The 17958-nt window shown below is 70.2% G+C and carries 15 protein-coding genes, 2 tRNA genes and 1 pseudogene; 10 read left to right on the top strand and 8 right to left on the bottom strand.

The window, feature by feature from the left end:
- Window positions 1–127: 127 nt before the first annotated feature.
- From ACH4U7_RS19615 to ACH4U7_RS19605, 3 genes are all read left to right on the top strand, one after another.
- A complete protein-coding gene (locus ACH4U7_RS19615) occupies window positions 128–1270 on the top strand; it encodes a PP2C family protein-serine/threonine phosphatase (protein WP_398529134.1) in 1143 nt (380 codons plus the stop codon).
- A gap of 231 nt (window positions 1271–1501) precedes the next feature.
- Entirely contained in the window at window positions 1502–2386 is an 885-nt protein-coding gene (locus tag ACH4U7_RS19610) for an ABC transporter ATP-binding protein (protein WP_398529133.1), read from the top strand.
- Entirely contained in the window at window positions 2383–4875 is a 2493-nt protein-coding gene (locus ACH4U7_RS19605) for an ABC transporter permease (RefSeq protein ID WP_398529132.1), read from the top strand. The genes ACH4U7_RS19610 and ACH4U7_RS19605 overlap by 4 nt, the downstream gene beginning before the upstream one ends.
- A gap of 114 nt (window positions 4876–4989) precedes the next feature.
- On the opposite strand, the gene ACH4U7_RS19600 is transcribed toward ACH4U7_RS19605, so the two are convergent.
- A complete protein-coding gene (locus ACH4U7_RS19600; RefSeq protein WP_398529131.1) occupies window positions 4990–6171 on the bottom strand; it encodes an acyltransferase family protein in 1182 nt (393 codons plus the stop codon).
- A 622-nt stretch (window positions 6172–6793) separates the two neighbouring features.
- Between ACH4U7_RS19600 and ACH4U7_RS19595 the strand changes: the two genes are divergently transcribed.
- Window positions 6794–6988 (top strand): hypothetical protein, encoded by a 195-nt coding sequence (locus tag ACH4U7_RS19595; RefSeq protein WP_385610751.1) that lies wholly within the window; start codon window positions 6794–6796, stop codon window positions 6986–6988.
- Between the two features lie 116 nt (window positions 6989–7104).
- Here the strand turns inward: ACH4U7_RS19595 and ACH4U7_RS19590 are convergent.
- Window positions 7105–7178: transfer RNA gene (locus ACH4U7_RS19590), tRNA-Gly, on the bottom strand.
- Window positions 7179–7350: 172 nt separating this feature from the next.
- Here ACH4U7_RS19590 and ACH4U7_RS19585 point away from each other — a divergent pair.
- The 5 genes from ACH4U7_RS19585 to clpX all read left to right on the top strand — a co-directional run bounded on the left by ACH4U7_RS19585 (window position 7351) and on the right by clpX (window position 12228).
- Window positions 7351–7427: transfer RNA gene (locus tag ACH4U7_RS19585), tRNA-Pro, on the top strand.
- A gap of 165 nt (window positions 7428–7592) precedes the next feature.
- A complete protein-coding gene (gene tig, locus ACH4U7_RS19580; RefSeq protein WP_398529130.1) occupies window positions 7593–9050 on the top strand; it encodes a trigger factor in 1458 nt (485 codons plus the stop codon).
- A 374-nt stretch (window positions 9051–9424) separates the two neighbouring features.
- Window positions 9425–10039, top strand: a complete 615-nt coding sequence (locus ACH4U7_RS19575; protein WP_043487611.1) for an ATP-dependent Clp protease proteolytic subunit — start codon at window positions 9425–9427, stop codon at window positions 10037–10039.
- Window positions 10040–10091: 52 nt separating this feature from the next.
- Complete coding sequence (locus ACH4U7_RS19570; RefSeq protein WP_346174374.1) at window positions 10092–10763, top strand: ATP-dependent Clp protease proteolytic subunit; 672 nt, start codon at window positions 10092–10094, stop codon at window positions 10761–10763.
- Between the two features lie 178 nt (window positions 10764–10941).
- A complete protein-coding gene (gene clpX, locus ACH4U7_RS19565; protein ID WP_014179676.1) occupies window positions 10942–12228 on the top strand; it encodes an ATP-dependent Clp protease ATP-binding subunit ClpX in 1287 nt (428 codons plus the stop codon).
- Between the two features lie 122 nt (window positions 12229–12350).
- Here clpX and ACH4U7_RS19560 read toward each other — a convergent pair whose 3' ends face one another.
- Together ACH4U7_RS19560 and ACH4U7_RS19555 are read right to left on the bottom strand one after the other, a co-directional pair.
- On the bottom strand, window positions 12351–12545 hold the full coding sequence (locus ACH4U7_RS19560) for a DUF397 domain-containing protein (RefSeq protein ID WP_398529129.1): 195 nt from the start codon (window positions 12543–12545) through the stop codon (window positions 12351–12353).
- 11 nt (window positions 12546–12556) lie between these two features.
- On the bottom strand, window positions 12557–13408 hold the full coding sequence (locus tag ACH4U7_RS19555) for a helix-turn-helix domain-containing protein (RefSeq protein WP_398529128.1): 852 nt from the start codon (window positions 13406–13408) through the stop codon (window positions 12557–12559).
- A 235-nt stretch (window positions 13409–13643) separates the two neighbouring features.
- Between ACH4U7_RS19555 and ACH4U7_RS19550 the strand changes: the two genes are divergently transcribed.
- Window positions 13644–14156 carry an ATP-binding protein gene (locus ACH4U7_RS19550; RefSeq protein ID WP_398529127.1) on the top strand — a complete coding sequence of 171 codons (513 nt, stop codon included), beginning with the start codon at window positions 13644–13646 and terminating at the stop codon, window positions 14154–14156.
- Window positions 14157–14807: 651 nt separating this feature from the next.
- Here the strand turns inward: ACH4U7_RS19550 and ACH4U7_RS19545 are convergent.
- The 4 genes and pseudogenes from ACH4U7_RS19545 to ACH4U7_RS19530 form a co-directional block, all read right to left on the bottom strand.
- Window positions 14808–15059, bottom strand: coding sequence for a hypothetical protein (locus tag ACH4U7_RS19545; protein ID WP_398529431.1), 252 nt, complete (start codon window positions 15057–15059; stop codon window positions 14808–14810).
- A 25-nt stretch (window positions 15060–15084) separates the two neighbouring features.
- Window positions 15085–15789 (bottom strand): annotated as a pseudogene (locus ACH4U7_RS19540) (MFS transporter); the annotation flags it as partial.
- Window positions 15790–15986: 197 nt separating this feature from the next.
- On the bottom strand, window positions 15987–16856 hold the full coding sequence (locus ACH4U7_RS19535) for a hypothetical protein (RefSeq protein WP_398529126.1): 870 nt from the start codon (window positions 16854–16856) through the stop codon (window positions 15987–15989).
- A gap of 53 nt (window positions 16857–16909) precedes the next feature.
- Entirely contained in the window at window positions 16910–17932 is a 1023-nt protein-coding gene (locus ACH4U7_RS19530) for a hypothetical protein (RefSeq protein WP_398529125.1), read from the bottom strand.
- Between the last annotated feature and the right edge of the window lie 26 nt (window positions 17933–17958).

Genomic DNA, 17958 nt, shown 5'->3' with positions numbered 1-17958 from the left:
TTCCCATCCCTAGCAGCGGATTCCGGCACAGGCGAACGAATTTCGCTTACGATTGCCCACTCCGGTGGGTGGTTCGACGCGCCACGAATCGACGCGCGTCCGAACGGGTGGGTAGGGTCCCGATGCAATGACTGGCGGCGTAGACACTCCAACGGCCCGGCTGCGCAAGGCGCTGCACCGGGCTCGCACTGGCGTGCGCAAAGCCGGAGTCGACTACTTCCGCGGGGGCGGCTCGGATCGGCTCGCCCTCACCATGCTGTTGCTCTCCGTCCCGACCATCGCCTTCGGCACCATCGCCCAGCCCGACTGGTGCGCCCCCGCCGCCCTCGTGCTGCCCATCGTCGCGGGCGGCCTGGTGCTGCGCCCGGCCAGCCTCCTCGCGCTCTACGGGGCGGCGGCCACCGCCCTCATCATCGAATCCGCCATCCTCGGCCCCTACACCGAACAGGACACCTCCGACCGGGTCACCCCGGGCACCATCCTGGTCGTCGCGGCCGTCGGCTTCTTCGGCCTGCTCATCGCCCAGTTCCGCAGCCGTGTCGGGGTGCCCTGGCGGCGCGGCGGCACCATGCTGTTCGACCTGCGCGAACGCATCCGCGTACAGAGCAAGCTGCCCGGTCTGCCCGGCGGCTGGCACCGCGAGATGGCGCTGCGCCCGGCCGGCGGGCAGTCCTTCTCGGGCGACTTCGTCGTCGCGGCCCGTACGAACGGCGGCCGCACCCTCGAAGTCGTCCTCACCGATGTCTCCGGCAAGGGCATGGACGCGGCCTCCCGCGCCCTTCTGCTGTCCGGCGCCTTCGGCGGCCTCCTCGGCTCCCTGCCGCCCCATGGCTTCCTCCCGGCCGCCAACGGCTATTTGCTGCGCCAGGACTGGGACGAGGGCTTCGCGACGTCCATCCACCTCGTACTCGACCTCGACAGCGGCGATTTCGAGCTCTTTTCCGCCGGACATCTGCCCGCGCTCCAGCTGAGCGCGGGCACCGGCAAATGGGAGGAGAAGACCGCTGACGGCCCTCTGCTCGGCGTCTACGACGGCGCCCAGTTCGACCCCACGAAGGGCACGCTGCGCCCCGGCGACGTTCTGATGCTCTTCACCGACGGCCTCGTGGAGACCGCCGACCGCGACATCAGCGAAGGCATAGACCGCCTGACCGGCGAGGCCGACCGCTATGTGGCGTCCAACTTCCACGGCGCGGCATGGCATCTGATCGAGACCGTCGCCAAGGACGTCAACGACGACCGGGCGCTGCTGCTGATCTGCCGCCAGTAGCGCGGCGCTTCCACCTCTTCCGGGGCCCGGTGTGCCTTCCGCCCCTGCCAGGGGCTCTCAGGGCCGTCCCAGGGCCGCGACGGGCCCTTTCCCGGCCTGCCCTGCGGCGCCGGGGCGGGGGATGGGCGGGGGCTAGCCCTACCCCGGAAACGGCGGCAGCCGTCATGGCTCCGGCACCCCGCTGATCCGTACGTTCGAGGCATCGACAACGACCTCGGAAGGGCGGAGACCATGCGGCTGCGGAAGCGGCGCGAAGAACGGCGCGCGGAGCGCCGGGAGGAGGGGCGGGAGGCGATCGGCGGTGCGCAGGGCGCCGCCGTCGAACTGCGTGGTGTGCGGCGCCAGTACGGGCGCGGCTCGCGCGCCGTGCACGCCCTGCGCGGTATCGACCTCGCCCTCCCCCGGGGGAGCTTCACCGCCGTGATGGGCCCCTCGGGCTCCGGCAAGTCCACGTTCCTGCAGTGCGCCGCCGGCCTCGACCGGCCGACCGCTGGTTCGGTCCGGCTCGGCGGTACGGAGATCACCGGCATGAGCGAGAACAAGCTCACCGCGCTGCGCCGCAGCCGCCTCGGCTTCGTCTTCCAGTCCTTCAACCTGCTGCCCTCGCTCACCGTCGAGCAGAACGTGGTGCTGCCGATGCGGCTCGCGGGCGCGCGCCCCGACCGCGCCCGGGCCCGGGCCGTGCTCGCCCAGGTGGGGCTGCACGAGCACGCCAGGCGCCTCCCGGGCCGGCTCTCCGGCGGGCAGCAGCAGCGGGTGGCGATCGCCCGCGCGCTCGTCACCAGCCCCGACGTCGTCTTCGCCGACGAGCCGACCGGCGCCCTCGACACCGGCACCGCCGCCGAAGTGCTCGGACTGCTGCGGCAGGCCGTGGACGCGCTCGGCGCGACCGTCGTCATGGTCACGCACGACCCGGTGGCCGCGAGCTACGCCGACCGCGTGCTCTTCCTCGCCGACGGCTCCCTCGCCGACAGCATGACGCGCGCCCCCGCCCAGGAGGTCGCCGCCCGGATGGCCCGGCTCACGGCCCGTACGGCCGTCGGCGCACCTGGTATGCCGATCCGCAGGGCGAGCGTGCCGGCCGGTGCGCCCTCGCACGGGGAGATCGTCCCATGAGGCTGCTGGGCAACGGTCTTGCCCGTGCCGCCGTCCGCTTCAAGCCCGCCGCCTTCGCGGGCACGTTCATCGCCCTGATGCTGGCCGCCGCGATCGTGTCGGCCTGCGGGATCCTGCTGGAGTCCGGGCTGCGGGCCACGGTGCCGCCCGGGCGCTATGCGAGCGCCCCGGTCGTGGTCGCCGCGGAGCAGCGCGTGGGGGACCGGGAGGAGTCGGAACCCGCCCCCGACCGGGTCCGGCTCGACGCCTCGCTCGTCGCCACGGCCGCCCGCACGCAGGGCGTCGCCGCCGCCGCGCCCGACTGGAGCTTCCCGGTCCAGGGCGGCGGCGCCTCCTGGACCGCCCATGGCTGGGGCTCGGCCCCCTTCACCGGGGTCGCGCTCGCCTCCGGCGCGGCCCCACGGAAGGGCGAGGCCGTACTGGACCCGGCCGCCGCCCGCGCGGCGCACGTACGCGTGGGCGGCAGCGTCACGCTGACCGCGGCCGACGGGGACCACCGCTTCCGGGTCGCCGGCATCACCCGTACGGGCGACGCCCAGGACTCCGGTCCCGCCGTCTGGTTCACCGACCCCCAGGCGGGGGCTCTGTCCGGCCACCCCGCCACCGTCGATGCCGTTCTCGTCCGCCCCGGACCCGGCACCGCCCCCGGCGCCCTGGCGGCCGACCTCGAACGCGCCCTCAAGGCGGTGCCCGCCGCCCGCGTGCATACCGGCGACGGGCGCGGCGCCGCCCGGGAGCCCGGTCTCGACGGGGCCAAGGAACTGCTGGAGGGGATCGGGGGCTCCTTCGGCGGGATCGCCACCATGGTCGCGATCTTCACCACCGCCGGTACCACCGCGCTCTCCATCGGCCAGCGCGGCCGCGAGATCGCGCTGCTGCGTGCCGTCGGCGCCACCCCGCGCCAGATCCGCCGGTCCATCGCCACCGAGGCGCTGCTGGTCGCCCCGCTCGCGGGCGCGCTCGGCACGCTGCCCGGTATGGCGCTCGCGCACTGGTGGTTCGGAGAACTCCGGGACCGGGGCGCGATCCCGGCCGGGGTGGAGCTCGCGGTCTCCTGGATCCCGCTGGTCAGCGCGGTCGGCGCGGGGCTGCTCGCCGCGCTGCTCGCGGGCTTGGCGGCCGCCCGCAGACCGGCGCGGATCAAGCCGGGCCAGGCGCTCGGCGAGGCGGCGGCCGAGCCGTTCCGCCCGGGGGTGATCCGCACGCTGCTGGGCGTCGCGGCCCTGGCCGGCGGCGGTGTGCTGACGGGCGTGGCGGCCGCGGCGTCGGGGGACGACGCGGCCAACGCCGCGCTGGGCGTGGTGATGCTGTTCATGCTGGCCGTCGGGCTGCTCGGCCCGTTCGTCGCCCGCGGCTGCGCCTGGCTGGTCGGCCTGCCGCTGCGGGCGGGCCGGGCCCCGGCCGCCCTGGCCGCCGCCAACGCCTGGGCCAACGCCCGCCGCCTGGCCTCGGCGATCACCCCGCTCGTGCTCGCCATGGCCTTCGCCTCGACGCTGGTGTTCATGCACACCAGCGAGGCCCATGCGACGGACGGGCAGCGGCGCGTGGGCGTCGTCGCCGACCACGTCCTCTCCGCGCCCGGCGGCCTGCCCGCCGACGCAGTGGCCCGCGCCGGCTCCGTCCGGGGAGTGGCGTCGGCGGTCGGGGTGCTGCGCACCGGCGTCCTGGTGCCCAGGGGCTCGGGCGACGGTGCGTGGCTGGAGAACACGTCGGCGCAGGGCGTCTCCGGAACCGGCCGCGACCTGGCGGCGGTCCAGGACCTCGACGTCCGTACGGGCAGCCTGGACGGGCTGGGCCGCGGCACGGTGGCCGTGGACGCGAGCCTCGCGTCCGCGGCGCATGTGAAGGTCGGCGACCGGCTCCGGCTGCACCTGCCGGACGGCACGGCCGTCGCGCCGAAGGTCGTCGCGACGTACGGGCGGGGGCTGGGCCTGGCGGCGGTCACACTGCCCCGCGCGGCGCTGGCCGCCCATGTGACCTCGGCCTTCGACAGCCATGTGCTGGTACGGGACGACAAGGGCGCCGACCCGGCGGCCGTCGCGGCAGCGCTCCGCCCCCTCGGCGAGGTCACCGGACCCGGCGGCTATGCGGCGGCCCGGGACAAGGAGGACGAGCTCAACGTCTGGGCCAACACCGTCATGGCCGCGGTCCTCGGCGGCTTCGCGGCCGTCGCCGCCGCCAACACGCTGGTGATGACCGTCCTGGACCGCCGCCGGGAGCTGGGCATGCTGCGGCTGATCGGGTCGACGCGGCGGCAGGTCCTGGGGATGGTGCGCTGGGAGGCGCTGCTGGTGGTGGTCGCGGGGGTCGTGCTCGGCACGGCCATCGCGCTGGCGACGCTCGTCCCGATGGTGCGCGGCCTGACCGGCGAGGACCCGTATCTGCCGCCGCTGACGTACGGCGGGTTCGCGGGCGCCGCGGTGGCGCTGGGCCTGCTCGCGACGGGGCTGCCCGCCCGGGCGGTGCTCCGCCGCGGCCGGGCCGGCTGAGATGGGAGACGGCGAAGGCCGGAGACGGCGAAGGCCGCGCCGGGGCCGTGTACGACGGTCCTGGCGCGGCCTTGTGCCGTTCGGGCGGGCGGTTGCCGCTCGGGTACGAGGCGGTCAGGCCGCCGTGGTGGTGCGCTTACGGGCCTGTTCGGCCGGGTCCTTCCGGAAGGCCCAGGGCATCTTCGGCTCCATCGCGAAGCGGAAGAGGCGCTGTACGGGTGGGGTGCACAGCAGCGTGATCACGGTCGCGGCGATGATGGTGACGACGATCTCGCCCAGCGGCTCATGCGTCCACGGGTTCTCGTCGTACCAGCCCCAGAAGCGGGAGCCCTTGGCGAGGAAGCCGTGCAGCAGATACCCGTACAGGGTTCCGGCGCCCAGGGCGGTGAACCACATCCGGCGCCGCGGCACCCAGGCGAAGAAGCAGGCGACCAGCACCATCGAGCAGCCGAAGAGCGCGAGGGTCATCACCGGCCCGGTCCACGGCGCCGCGGCCAGCTCCTGAACGCTGTCGCGGCGGTAGAACCACGCCGAGTTCATCCGGGGGCCCGCCCAGTAGGCGAACACGAACGCGCAGGCGAACACCGGCAGGGCCAGGATCCGCATCCGCTGCCCGCGCAGCTTCTGGAAGTGCTCCGGCTTCATCTGCAGCCCGACCACGAAGAACGGCAGGAACTGCAGCACCCGCTGCAGATCGAGGTCGTCACCGATGTCGGGGGAGACCGAGGCGAGCGTCGCGATGGCCAGCGAGAGCGGGACGGGCCAGCGGATGATCTTCCAGATCGGGGTGGTCATCCGCCAGACGAACAGCGCGATCAGGAACCAGGTGAGGTACCACGGGTCCAGCAGGCTGAAGTCGTACGTGGGGTCGTCGTCCGCCCAGCGCTTGAAGAAGGTGTACGCGATCTCGAAGACCAGATACGGCACCGCGATACCGGTGATGAGCCGCTTGAGCCGGTCGGGCCGCATGTCGAAGCTGCGCGAGAAGTAGCCGGAGATGAGGATGAACGCCGGCATGTGGAACGTGTAGAGCGTCATGTAGAGCGCTTCGGCGGTCCGGCTGTAGTCCGTCAGCGGCTCCCACGCATGGCCCATGGCGACCAGGACGATCGCGAGGTACTTGGCGTTGTCGAAGAACGCGTCCCGCTGTTTGGGCTTGGACCCGGTCGGGGCGGTCGGCGGACCCGTCTGATGCCCTGCTGTGTCGCGGTGCGGTGTGGGGGGAGAGGGCTCCGCCTCCCGGGCCGGGGGGAGCGGGGCCCGCTGATAACCGTGCGGGCGCAGGGAGTTGGTCACAGGCCCTCCCACCAGGAACTGGGGGAGAGAACCCGGGACCACACTGCGCGCCGGGGAGTGATGGCAGTGTGGAACATCTGAGGCACGATAGCCCCGAAACCTCTATTGCGTAAAACCTCGTTCAGTTCTTTGTTGCCTATCACATACATGGCAGACGCATACATCTGTGGAGGCTAAGTCGACAAAGCGATCCGAACGGACCGCATGGCACCTCCAAGGTGCCCGATCTGTCGGGTTTCATCCCGCTTAAATGGCGACATATGACCCGCAAGAGGCTCTGGCGGAATGTCTGGTTCATTGGCGCTTTGTCGTTACGCGCCGGGTCGTGGAAACGGACTCGCCGCGCATTTGGAATTTCCCGCCGGACTATGTGATCAAGTCCAATTCTGATCGTCGGGCAGGTCCTCGAATTGTGGGCGGCGTCACGAGTGCCGGGCTCGTCCGGGGCCGCATCGACGGGCCCCTCAGTGGGTAGATGAGCTGCGGGGCGACGGGCCTGCGGTTCCCGCCACGCGGCTCCAGCGCGGCGGGAGTTGATGGCACGATGGTGTTGCGGGGGTGTGCGAGGTCGCGTGCTTCCGGGCCGGTGAGATGCGTAGCGACCGAGGGTGTGTGATCAGGCGTGGTCATATCTGTGTCTTTGGTGGTGCTGGTGGGCATCATCCTTGTGCTGATGGTGCGCAACGGCAAGATCACCTGGGGGCCGGCTCTCGTGGCGGCGCTCTTCGGCTTCTTGCTCGCATCGTCCGACCTGGCGCCGAACATCCAGGACTTCCTCGACTCGGTGACGCACTCGATCAGCGAAATCGACATCTGACCCGAAGAACCCCCGGGGCTCGTAAGACGGGTCCCGGACCCCGCATAAGGTCAGGCCCTGGGAAACACATACGGCCCGGCGCCGGGAGAAACCCCGAGCAACCGGGCCATGAGGCATGGAGCGGGCGACGGGAATCGAACCCGCGTAGCCAGTTTGGAAGACTGGGGCTCTACCATTGAGCTACGCCCGCCTGCGCCGCCGCCTCGCCGGAGTCCCGGGCGCGGCCGCCGAGCGTGATCGCTCGACCCGCGGCACGGGAAGCATCGTAGCGGGTCCGCACCACATCCCGCACACCCTTGCCCACCAGTCGAAAAAGCGGCAGCCGGGGCCCGCGCGGGCATGTACCCTACGTGTCGCACCGGCGGGGTGTGGCGCAGCTTGGTAGCGCGTCCGCTTTGGGAGCGGAAGGTCGTCGGTTCGAATCCGGCCACCCCGACCACCACCACGTTTGCCATGAGCGCAAGATCGCATTGTGGGCCGCGTCATGCGTGCGGTTACTATGCAAGCTGCGCGTCTGTGACTTTCTCTGCCGGGCGCGATCCGCTGAAACGCACGACAGCAACGCAGCAGAACACCAAGAAGTCAGCCCCAAGGAGACCGAACCGTGAAGAGCGCCGTGGAGACCCTGAACCCGACCCGGGTTCGGCTCACTGTCGAGGTGCCCTTCGAGGAGCTCAAGCCCAGCCTCGACGCGGCGTACAAGAAGATCAACCAGCAGGTCACGGTGCCCGGCTTCCGCAAGGGCAAGATCCCGGCCCGTGTCATCGACCAGCGGTTCGGCCGCGGCGCCGTGCTGGAGGAGGCCGTCAACGACGCGCTCCCGAAGTTCTACACCGAGGCGGTCAACGAGGGTGAGCTGAACCCGCTCGGCCAGCCCGAGGTCGACATCACCGAGCTCAAGGACAACGAGCTGCTGGCCTTCACCGCCGAGGTGGACGTACGCCCGACGGTCGAGATCCCGGACTACTCCGGCATCGAGGTCACCGTCGACTCCGTCGAGGTCTCGGACGAGGACATCGACAAGGCCGTCGAGCAGCTGCGCGACCGCTTCGCCACCACCAGCGCGGTCGAGCGCGCCGCCGCCGAGGGCGACATCGTGGTCGTCGACCTCGAGGCCAAGGTCGAGGGCGAGGTCCTCGAGGACGGCGTGGCCAACGGCGTCAACTACACGATCGGCTCCGGTGAGCTGCTCGAGGGCATCGACGAGGCGGTCACCGGCCTGGAGGCCGGCGGCTCCGCCACCTTCACCTCCGAGCTCAAGGGCGGCTCCGCCAAGGGCAAGGAGGCCGAGGTCTCGGTCAAGGTGTCCGAGGTCAAGGCCCGCGAGCTGCCCGAGCTGGACGACGACTTCGCCCAGCTGGCCAGCGAGTTCGACACCCTCGAGGAGCTGCGCGGCGACACCCGTACGCGCCTGGAGCGGTCGAAGAAGTTCGACCAGGCCACCCAGGCCCAGGAGAAGGTGCTGGACGCCCTGCTGGAGCTGGTCGAGGTCCCGATCCCCGAGAAGCTTCTCGAGGACGAGATCCAGACCCGTAAGCACAACCTGGAGCACCACCAGCTCGGCCAGATGGGTCTGACCCTCGACGCCTACCTGGAGATGCAGGAGAAGACCGCCGAGGAGTTCGAGGCTGAGCTCAAGGAGCAGGCCGAGAAGGGCATCAAGACCCAGTTCGTGCTCGACGAGCTGGTCAACAAGGAGAAGCTGTCCGTCGGCCAGGAGGAGCTCACCGAGCACCTGATGCGCCGTGCGCAGTCCTCCGGTATGAGCCCGGACCAGTTCGCCCAGGCCGTCGTCGAGGGCGGCCAGGTGCCGATGCTCGTGGGCGAGGTCGCCCGGGGCAAGGCCCTCGCGGTCGTGGTCGAGGCCGCCAAGGTGGTCGACGACAAGGGCGAGACGGTCGACCTGGACGAGGACGACGAGGCTGCCGAGGCCGCCGAGACCGGCGAGACCGTCGAGGCCACCTCCGAGGAGCCGGCCGCCGAGGAGTCCGACAACGAGGCCGAGCAGGCCGCCGAGGTCGCCGAGGCGGCCGACAAGGGTGGGGACAAGGCCGAGGGCTGATCGCCCGGCCGCCCTCCGCAGCCCGCATACGAACGGGTCCGAACGTCTGAGCGCGTCCGGGCCCGTTCGTGGTTCCACGGGCCCCCTGGCGGCCCCTGTGAGGCGCCCTGGCCGGTCCCCGCGCCCCGTTGGCGGCCCCCGCCTCGTAAGCCCGCGCCCGGCCCCCGCGCACCCCCGCCACCGGCCGGAACCTGCGCTCAGAGCGAACAGTTCCTGATGCGGGATGGCCGCCGCCGACCAGCGCGTTAGGGTCCGTAGATACGAGGGCAGGGGAGTCCCACGAGCCCGCCGGAGCGTACCGGCGGTTACGCCCCCGCGTCCCAGAAGAAGACGCTGAGACGGCCAGTCGCCGTCAGAGACGAGCAGGTGGATACGTGACGAATACGATGCCTTCCGCCGCCGGCGAGCCGACCTTCGGAGGCCTCGGCGACCAGGTCTACAACCGGCTGCTCGGTGAGCGGATCATCTTCCTCGGCCAGCCGGTCGACGACGACATCGCCAACAAGATCACCGCGCAGCTGCTGCTCCTCGCGGCGGAGCCGGACAAGGACATCAACCTTTACATCAACTCTCCGGGCGGCTCGATCACGGCCGGCATGGCGATCTACGACACCATGCAGTACATCAAGAACGACGTGATCACCATCGCCATGGGCCTCGCCGCCTCGATGGGCCAGTTCCTGCTGAGCGCGGGCACCCCCGGTAAGCGCTTCGCGCTGCCGAACGCCGAGATCCTGATCCACCAGCCGTCCGCGGGCCTGGCGGGCTCCGCGTCGGACATCAAGATCCACGCCGAGCAGCTGCTGCGCACGAAGAGGAAGATGGCCGACCTGACCGCGTTCCACACCGGCCAGACCGTTGAGCAGATCACTCGCGACTCGGACCGCGACCGCTGGTTCTCGGCCGAGGAGGCCAAGGCGTACGGCCTGGTCGACGAGGTCATCGCCTCCGCCGCACACATCCCGGGCGGCGGCGGCACCGGGGCCTGAGCCGCCCGCTCCCAGCCGACCCAGCCCACTGCTCATCACCAGGACGGTGCATGTGAACACCCAGAACTTCCCCGGCAGCGGTCTGTACGCCCGTTACGCCGGCCCGCAGGCCGAGGCCCGCTATGTCGTCCCGCGCTTCGTCGAGCGGACCTCCCAGGGCATCCGGGAGTACGACCCGTACGCGAAGCTCTTCGAAGAGCGCGTGATCTTCCTCGGCGTGCAGATCGACGACGCCTCCGCCAACGACGTCATGGCGCAGCTGCTGTGCCTGGAGTCGATGGACCCCGACCGTGACATCTCGATCTACATCAACTCGCCCGGCGGCTCGTTCACCGCACTGACCGCCATTTACGACACGATGCAGTTCGTGAAGCCCGACATCCAGACGGTCTGCATGGGCCAGGCGGCCTCCGCCGCGGCCGTGCTGCTCGCCGCCGGCACGCCCGGCAAGCGGATGGCGCTGCCGAACGCCCGTGTGCTGATCCACCAGCCGTACAGCGAGACCGGCCGCGGTCAGGTCTCCGACCTGGAGATCGCGGCCAACGAGATTCTGCGGATGCGTTCGCAGCTCGAGGAAATGCTGGCCAAGCACTCCACGACGCCGATCGAGAAGATCCGCGACGACATCGAGCGGGACAAGATCCTCACGGCCGAGGAATCGCTGTCGTACGGTCTGATCGACCAGATCGTCTCGACCCGCAAGACCTCGGTGGGCCTGGGCTGAACTCCGGTATCGGTGCCCCCCTTGTACCGAGTAGGGCCAAGGGGGGCCCGAACCGGGCCCTGGGCAAGGTACCGTCATAGGGGGCTGGGGTCGGCCCCCGGTAACAGAAGCAGAAAGCGCAGCGCAAGCACCCGGATTCGCGAAACTGAGCGGATCCAAGGCGAAGGGGAATCACCTCGTGGCACGCATCGGTGACGGCGGCGACCTGCTCAAGTGCTCGTTCTGCGGGAAGAGCCAGAAGCAGGTGAAGAAGCTCATCGCGGGCCCGGGTGTGTACATCTGCGATGAGTGCATCGATCTCTGCAACGAGATCATCGAGGAAGAGCTCGCCGAGACCTCCGAGGTGCGCTGGGAGGAACTTCCCAAGCCGCGTGAGATCTACGAGTTCCTCGAGGGCTATGTCGTCGGCCAGGAGGCCGCGAAAAAGGCGCTTTCCGTCGCCGTCTACAACCACTACAAGCGGGTTCAGGCGGGCGAGAACAGCGCCCACAACCGGGACGACGGCATCGAGTTGGCGAAGTCCAACATCCTGCTTCTCGGCCCGACCGGCTCCGGTAAGACCCTGCTGGCGCAGACCCTCGCCCGGATGCTGAACGTCCCCTTCGCCATCGCCGACGCCACCGCCCTCACCGAGGCGGGCTATGTCGGCGAGGACGTGGAGAACATTCTCCTGAAGCTGATCCAGGCCTCCGACTACGACGTCAAGAAGGCCGAGACGGGCATCATCTACATCGACGAGATCGACAAGGTGGCGCGCAAGAGCGAGAACCCCTCGATCACCCGTGATGTCTCCGGCGAGGGCGTTCAGCAGGCGCTGCTGAAGATCCTGGAAGGCACCACCGCCTCGGTGCCGCCGCAGGGCGGCCGCAAACACCCGCACCAGGAGTTCATCCAGATCGACACGACGAATGTGCTGTTCATCGTGGGCGGTGCCTTCGCCGGTCTGGAAAAGATCATCGAGTCGCGGGCCGGCGCCAAGGGCATCGGCTTCGGCGCCACGATCCGCTCCAAGCGCGAGATCGAGGCGAGTGACCAGTTCCAGGAGGTCATGCCGGAGGACTTGGTGAAGTTCGGGATGATCCCGGAGTTCATCGGCCGCCTCCCCGTCATCACCTCCGTCCACAACCTGGACCGCGAAGCACTGCTGCAGATCCTCGTCGAACCGCGGAACGCGCTGGTCAAGCAGTACCAGCGGCTCTTCGAACTCGACGGCGTGGAACTCCACTTCGACCGCCCCGCCCTGGAGGCCATCGCCGACCAGGCGATCCTGCGCGGCACCGGCGCGCGCGGCCTGCGCGCCATCATCGAAGAGGTCCTGATGTCGGCGATGTACGAGGTGCCGTCCCGCAAGGACGTCGCCCGCGTCGTCATCACCGAGGACGTCGTCCACTCCAACGTCAACCCGACCCTCGTGCCGCGCAGCCGCGGCAGCGAGCCGGGCGAGCGCCACGAGAAGAGCGCGTAAGGCTGCCGCAAGGCGCTGTAGGACGCGAGGAGGGTCCCGGGGAAACCTTGGGACCCTCCTCGCGTCCTATGGGCCTCAGCGCCTCTCAGACGGCGCTGAGGCCCGGGAGGTCACGAGGGGGGTCACGACATGTCGTCGAGCGCGCCTGCCTTGACCCTCGATATGAACGCGCGCAGCGTGCGTCGTGTCGTCACCAGGACGACGTCGGGCTCGTCGCTCTCGCGGAGCAGGACCGCGCCGTTGCCCGCGGCGGCGACGTAGACGCAGGCGTTGCCCTCGCTGCAGAACGAAGATCGCTGCCAGTCAGGCTGAGGCATGTTCCATTCCCCTAGAGGCTCTGCACGATGCCGAAGATGAAGTCCCGCGAATCCTGCTCCTTCAGAGCGACGGCGTCCAGCCGTTCGAAGAGCCCCCGGTACTTGGTCAGCTCCTCCTCGGTATCCACCATCACCGGCCCATGGGACTGGTCCAACTGCACGGTGTCGAGCCGGGCGACGGGCCCGTCCGCGTAGCAGATCGACTGCCCGGAGCCTGGATAGGCTCCGGCGTCGAACGGGATCACCAGAACGGTGACATGCTCCCGCTCACCCATCTCCAGCAAATACTCGAGCTGCCGACGAGCCACCTTGGGGCCGCCGAACTTCATGCGCAGCGCCGCCTCGTGGACGATCGCGTGGTACGGCACCGGGGCATCCCGGTAGAGCACTGCCTGCCGCTTCGCCCGGAACGACACCCGGTGCTCGATCTCCGGCGGCGACAGCTTGGTCACCCCGTGCGTAAAGACCTCGCGGGCATGCTCTGTCGTCTGCAACAGGCCGGGGATGTGGGCCGTGTACGCCGTGCGCAGCCGCACCGCGTGATGCTCCAGTTCAGCGAGGTCGAGCAGGCCGGACGGCAATGTGCCCCGGTACTCCTCCCACCAGCCCCGGTGCCGTTCACCTGCCATCTTCGCCAGGGCGTCGACCAGCTCGTGGTCCGAGCAGTCGTAGTTGCGCGCCATTACCCGTACGCGTTCCGCGCTCACGCCGAACCGGGCCGACTCGATGTTGCTGATCTGAGTCTGGTTCGTACCGAGCAGGCGTCCGGAGTCGGTTGAGCTCATTTCCGCGTGCTCGCGAAGTCTTCGCAGTTCGGCCCCGAGGCGCAGCCGACGCGCGGTCGGCGCCGGTCTGGCGGTCATCGTCCCGTACTCCTCGTCCATCCACGGCGCCCGCCTGTCACCCACACGAGCGTGTTTCTAACGACTTTGCGCGAGAGTAGCTAATAACTCATGCGGCCACTCTACGGTGTGAGGCAAGCCACTCAACTGGCCCGCCGCACAACGCGGAAGCGCACCGGCCTGCCCGACTGCAGCGAGAGGGCGGCAACGACACCGCGCGGCGCCAGCCAATTCCACCTCCCGCCAGGAGACTTCCATGCCCACCGTATCGCCGCAGACCCGCTGCCTGGAGCCATCCAGCCAACCGTGGACCTACTCGCTCCGCCTGCCCCACGACGCCCGGGCCGCCCGCGTCGCCAGGGCCACCCTCCGCGTCGTACTCCACAGCCACGGCATGACCGGACTCGCCGACACCGCCGAGCTGCTGACCAGCGAAATGGTCACTAACGCCCTCCACTACTCCGACGGCCCGGCACAGCTCCGCCTCCGCAGCATGGAAGAGGACCGCCTCCGGGTCAGCGTCTGGGACTCCAATCCACGCATCCCCAGCCCCTTCCACACCCCACCCGGCCCGCTCACCCACCACAGCGCACTCACCGAGGCGGCCGACGCCGCCGACGCCACCCACGGACGCGGCCTCCTCCTCGTCCGCCTGTGCGCGGACAACTGGGGCGGCTACCCGCTCACCGACCACCATTCCGGCACCAGCGGAAAGCTCCTGTGGTTCGAACTCACCCCACACCAGGACGCGTTCGACATCGCGGCTTGAGTGCTCCGCTGCGCGTTAGCTGCGCTTGTGCCTGTGCGCCGTCTCGCGGCATTCGGCTCACGCAGGCGCGGCTTTCGTCTCGGACCCTCCGGGTCCAAAGCGCCAGCAGGAGGAGGGAAGGGGGGCGGCTTGCCCGGTGTCCCGGTTCTTTGGCCTGGTGGGCGGCTGGGCTCACGACTGGCTCCGCTGCGCGCCGCCGCAGCTGCTGCCGCGCGGTGGCCAAGCCGGTCAGTCGGCTCTCCTCCCACCCCCTCTTAAATAATCGCTTGATGCAGTACTTGATGTAGAGCAAGTACTTTTTTAAGAGGGGTGGGAGGGAGGCCCCAACCGGACCGGCGTCTACCGCTCTGGGTGACCATCCGCCGTTCCGCCGTCCGGCGGCCGGTGAGGGCCCGTTGGGATGGACGGCGACGATGCCTCCGGCGCCCCCTCCCCTTCCCACTGCTGGCCGCTTTGCGCCGAAGGCGCGAGACGATACCTGCTCTCGGCAACCGGACCATGCCGTCCAGCGGTCGCAGCCCGAGGCCGAGCCCGAGCACCCGGACGCGTGCTGCACACCTGCGGCCCTGGCGCCTTCGGGATCGCAGCCTGACTTTGTGGTGAGTTTGAGACGGCGACACACCGGCGCGACGGCGTGTCGCCGTCTCAAACTCACCACAAACCGCCGCGCCTCTCTCGCTGCAGGCGTGCCCTGTACGTAACGACGACAAGGGCACCGAGTCCACCGCCGACCGCCGCGGTGAAGGGGGCCAACCAGGCGCCAGCGTGCTGAGCCGTTGCCCCTGCGGTCACCGTCCCGGCGGCGATTCCGAGCTCTTCCGCCGCGATCAGCCACATCATGGCTGCGACGGCCGTGCGTCGCGGGGCATGGGCGTCCAGCAGCTCGAACAGGCAGATCGTCATGGGCGCGAACGAACATCCACCCGGCGTCCGCGGCTGAACCGTGTTCGGCGGCCCGGGCGGGGAGGGCGACCGTCAGTGCTCCGAGGCACAGGCCCGCGCAGACATTGGCGGCACACAGAAGCCGCAGCGTGGGGGAGGCCAGGACGCCGCGGCCGGTACCTGATGCGACGGAAGGGCGATCGGTGGGCGGGTGGAGGACCACCAGGCAGGTGCCGGCTACCAGGAGGGCCCCGGCGGTGACCACACCCAGCTGTGGGGAGTATGCGGCCGCCGCAGCCGCGAGGAGCGGTCCGCAGATCTTGGTCACTTCGGTCAGGACGGCGTCCAGGGCGTAGCCGCTGTGCACCCGGTCCCGCGATACCGTCTGGGTCCGTAAGGGCCGGATGCCGGCCACGATGGGTGGGGCGGCGGCGCCGGCGAGCGCGCCGAAGCAGATCAGCTGCGTGGTCTCCGAGGTAGTGGCCAGGCCGGTGGCGGCAACGGCGGTGAGCAGGGCCAATGCGGCCAGCGGCACGCGCTGGCCGTAGCGGTCGACCAGGTGTCCGCGCAGCGGACCCGTTACGGTGCCGCCCATGCTCCACGCCCCGGCGACGGCCCCGGCGTCCAGGAAGGACCCGGAGGAGTCGTGGCCGAGCAGCACGGTGGCCAGCGGGAAGATCGCGAAGCCGAGTTTGCCGGCGGCAGCGGCAGCGATCAGTCGGCGAGCTGCCCCGTATTTCAGCGGGTCCATGTAGACGCGCAGCACAGCACGCTCGCATGGGCGGACTGCCTGCTGAAGCCCCGGAGAGGGAAGTTGGGCGGGGTCAGGGGGCACAGGTCCGAGCGCCGCCGCCTCGGCCCGCGGCATGGCGGCAGCCACAAGACGCGAGGAGGGCCCTGGGGGATCTCCCGGGGCCCTCCTCGCGTCTTGTGGCGTCAGCGCGCCTCTCAGGCGGGTTTGCGGGTGGCCTTGTAGATGCCCGCGGTCACCTTCGCGAACGCCTCCATGTCGGCGTCGTCCGCGGTCGTGTTCTCCGCGTTGACATCCAGCACCATCGCCGCGTCCGTCTTCTCCGCCCAGGCGCAGGCCGGAGCGTAGATGCGGTCGTACATCTTCACGACCTCGCACTCGATGCTCGGCCCGTCGGCGCCCTCGGGCTGGAACTTCTTGCGCTTCTCCTCGACGGTCGGGGAGGCGTCGCCGCCCGTGAAGCTCTTGAACATCTCGTCGCGGACCTTGTCGGGGTCGCTGAACTCCCCGTACACGCCGGAGAAGGCCAGCCCCGAGTTGGAGTCCTCGGCGCGGGTGTACTGGGCCAGGACCGAGGTGGCACCCTCGGGCATGCGGTCCTGGACGCTGGTGCCCTCGTTCTCCAGGTCCTTGGTGCCCTTGTCCAGCGTGTACGTGCCGTCGTCCAGCGTCTTGGGGGTGACCAGCTTCATCGCCTTGGGCTTGTCGTCGCCCTTGTTGAGGACCACGGCGCCGGTGACGATCGCGCCGACCACCACAAGCCCGGCCGTCGTGATCGCGATGATCTTGGTCTTGTTCCGGCCCCCGGTGGGCGCGGCGGGCCCGGGGAAGGGGGGCTGGGGCTGCTGGCCGTAGGGGTTCGGCTGCTGGGGATAGCCGTAGCCCTGTTGCTGTGACGGCTGTTGGGGGTAGCCGTAGCCCGGCTGCTGCTGCGCGTACGGATTGGGCTCCGAGGGCGGTTGCTGCGCCCCGCCGTACGGATTGGGCTGACCGCCCCCGTACGGGTTGGGGCCCGGCTGGCCTCCGCCGTAGGGGCCGGGCTGCGGCGGCGGCTGGTTGTAGCTCATCGTGTGGGGTATCCCCTCCGGGCTGCGGCCTGTGAACTTCGCTGAGCGGGCGGCTACTTGATCTCCACGCGGACGTCCTTGCGGACCTTCGCGGTGATCTCGGCGGCGGTGTCGATCGACGTGCCCCCGCCGGAGAGCGCGGCCGAGACGTCGGAGACCACCACATAGCCGATGGTGCTCTTGTCGCCCCACATGCAGATCGGGATGGTGAAGCTCTTGGTGGCCGCGGTGGCGCCGGTGAACTTCACGTTCTGGCACTTCATCACGGCGTCGTCGAGGCCGGCCGGGGTGACCGCCTGCGGGCTGCCCTCGAGCTTGGCGGTGCCGCCCCCGCCGACGCTGGAGTCCTTCTCGGCCTCCTGGGAGATCTTCGCGAAGGCGCCGTCCACCACGGCCTGGGGGTTGTCGATCTTGCCCCACAGCCCGTTGAAACTCAGGACCTTCTGGCTCATGCCCTCGCCGGCCTTGTAGCTGGCGCCGGTGGACTGCGGGTTGGAGACGCCGAGCTTCTCGAAGTCGGCCTTGTCGCTCGAGGTCAGCGAGTCGCCGCCCTTGGAAGCGTCCTTGGTGTACTCGCCGGCGACCGTCGCGGGCGTGATCAGCTTGTAGCGCTTGCCGTCGTCGGCGACGACGTTCTTGCCGCCACCGCCTCCGTTGCCGCCGCTGCCGCCCTTGTCGTCGTCCTTGTTGTTGAACACCAGGAACCCGCCGACCACCGCGGCCACCACGACCACCGCGCCGATGCCTATCGCCAGGCCCTTCTTGTTGCCGCCGCCGGGCGGGGGCGTCGGCTGGTAGGGCCCGGGCATGCCCGGCTGCCCGTACTGCTGCTGGCCGTACGGGTCGGCCGGCTGCTGCGGGTAGCCGTACCCGGGCTGGGCCTGCGGCGGCTGGCCGTACCCGGGCTGCTGCGGCTGCTGGGGCTGGCCGTAGGGGTTCGGCTGACCGTAGCCGCCGGCCTGCTGCGGTGGCTGCTGCGGGTAGCCGTAGCCGGGCTGTCCGGCCGCGCCGCCCTGCCCGTAGGGACCCGGCTGCTGGGGCTGCTGGCCGTACGGGCCCGGCTGGTTGTAGCTCATGTCTGTCCTTCGCTTTGTTGCCGGTT

The organism is Streptomyces sp. NPDC020845 (assembly GCF_044334165.1).
In the GTDB taxonomy this organism is placed as follows: Bacteria; Actinomycetota; Actinomycetes; order Streptomycetales; family Streptomycetaceae; genus Streptomyces.
This window is presented reverse-complemented; position numbering and strand designations above follow the sequence as displayed.

What these genes read in the sequence shown, in the direction of transcription:
- ACH4U7_RS19530 (WP_398529125.1), bottom strand. Translation starts at nt 17,932, where the DNA reads ATGAGCTACAACCAGCCGGGCCCGTACGGCCAGCAGCCCCAGCAGCCG.
- ACH4U7_RS19605 (WP_398529132.1), top strand. Translation starts at nt 2,383, where the DNA reads ATGAGGCTGCTGGGCAACGGTCTTGCCCGTGCCGCCGTCCGCTTCAAG.
- ACH4U7_RS19550 (WP_398529127.1), top strand. Translation starts at nt 13,644, where the DNA reads ATGCCCACCGTATCGCCGCAGACCCGCTGCCTGGAGCCATCCAGCCAA.
- ACH4U7_RS19535 (WP_398529126.1), bottom strand. Translation starts at nt 16,856, where the DNA reads ATGAGCTACAACCAGCCGCCGCCGCAGCCCGGCCCCTACGGCGGAGGC.
- ACH4U7_RS19545 (WP_398529431.1), bottom strand. Translation starts at nt 15,059, where the DNA reads ATGACGATCTGCCTGTTCGAGCTGCTGGACGCCCATGCCCCGCGACGC.
- ACH4U7_RS19610 (WP_398529133.1), top strand. Translation starts at nt 1,502, where the DNA reads ATGCGGCTGCGGAAGCGGCGCGAAGAACGGCGCGCGGAGCGCCGGGAG.
- ACH4U7_RS19560 (WP_398529129.1), bottom strand. Translation starts at nt 12,545, where the DNA reads ATGCCTCAGCCTGACTGGCAGCGATCTTCGTTCTGCAGCGAGGGCAAC.
- ACH4U7_RS19615 (WP_398529134.1), top strand. Translation starts at nt 128, where the DNA reads ATGACTGGCGGCGTAGACACTCCAACGGCCCGGCTGCGCAAGGCGCTG.
- ACH4U7_RS19555 (WP_398529128.1), bottom strand. Translation starts at nt 13,408, where the DNA reads ATGACCGCCAGACCGGCGCCGACCGCGCGTCGGCTGCGCCTCGGGGCC.